This is a genomic window from Vibrio sp. Vb0888, from assembly GCF_033338835.1.
Taxonomy (GTDB): domain Bacteria; phylum Pseudomonadota; class Gammaproteobacteria; order Enterobacterales; family Vibrionaceae; genus Vibrio; species Vibrio alginolyticus.
Genome location: NZ_JAWOTL010000198.1, coordinates 1 through 1,222 on the forward strand (window position 1 = coordinate 1; position 1,222 = coordinate 1,222).

Here is a 1,222-nt window from a genome sequence, read left to right on the forward strand (position 1 = left end):
TCTTTCTTGCCTTTCTTAGCAGATTGAGACAGCGCTTCTGTTTGTGCTTTGCGCTCTTTATGTGCCGCTTTACGACCCGTTGATTTAGGTCCTGTGCCTTTCGCTTTAGGCGGCTTGCTTTGGCGAGACTTCTCTTTACGAGTAGATTGCGCTTCTTTCTTCGCTTTCTTTTCCGCTTTTTGTTCTGCCGTTTCTGGTTCTGTCACTGGCGCGTCACAAACCACCACATAGTATTCTTGGTTAAACTCAAAAAAGTCACCATCGTACATTTTGCGGCGTTTACGTGTTTCTAGCTCGCCATTCACCGCAACATAACCTTCTTCGATGATATGTTTTGCTTCGCCACCACCACTGACCAAGTTTGCGATTTTAAAAAGCTTATACAGTTCGATAGGATGCGCATCAACATCAATGCCGATCGCTTCGATTTCAATCTCGTCGCCTTCTAAATACTCTTCGTGGTCGTAATCTTGGGTCATGTTATTTACTCTTCATATTTGATGCTCTGAAGTTTAAACGCAATGCCCCAAAATAGAAACCTCAGCCAATGCTCTATCGTAGGTTCTTTGTGGCTTTTGAGCACGTCTTGACCTATTTAACTGACCATTCGCAAGCTGTTACGTCCATGCCAACTTCAAACGAGGCTGCAATTCCATAATCCGAAGGTATATACTCTCCAGGTTATTGTTAAAAAGAGCGAATACTTTGTCTCAACCAAGCAGAATTACCTTTGTTACGGCTAACTTGTTTAATTTTGTCGCACCGCCGAACGCCTACTACGACTTCGAGAATATTTATTCCCAAGAGCAGTGGCGAGACAAACTTGCTTGGACGCAAAACCAATTAGAAAAGCTCGAACCGGACATTATCGGTCTGCAAGAGGTGTTCAGTATCGAAGAAACCCGAGCGTACTTTTTGTCACTTGGCTTTCCGTATTTCGCAACGGTCGATACCCCAAAAATAGAAGACGAGTATATTTATTCTCGCCCCGTCGTCGCGATTGCGTCTCGCTTTCCTATTGAGGATGTAAAACGCGTAGAGTTCGATTCAAACTCACTCACGCCATTTGGGGTAAATGAAGCACCCGATTTCAGTCGCAAGCCGATTTATGCGCAAGTCGTTCACCCAGTCCTTGGTCACATTGCCATATATGTCACTCACCTCAAATCTCAACGCCCTGCGGATACCGAAACGCCAGAACCATCAAGTCGCGTAATGGCTC

At 45.0% G+C, this 1,222-nt stretch carries 2 protein-coding genes; one reads left to right on the forward strand and one right to left on the reverse strand.

Annotated features, from left to right (window positions below):
* On the reverse strand, positions 1–479 hold a 479-nt coding region (locus R7P72_RS24985), incomplete at its 3' end, for an RNA-binding S4 domain-containing protein (protein ID WP_318110957.1).
* A gap of 226 nt (positions 480–705) precedes the next feature.
* Here R7P72_RS24985 and R7P72_RS24990 point away from each other — a divergent pair.
* Positions 706–1,222 (forward strand): endonuclease/exonuclease/phosphatase family protein (locus tag R7P72_RS24990; RefSeq protein ID WP_411912907.1); only part of this gene is annotated, 517 nt, incomplete at its 3' end.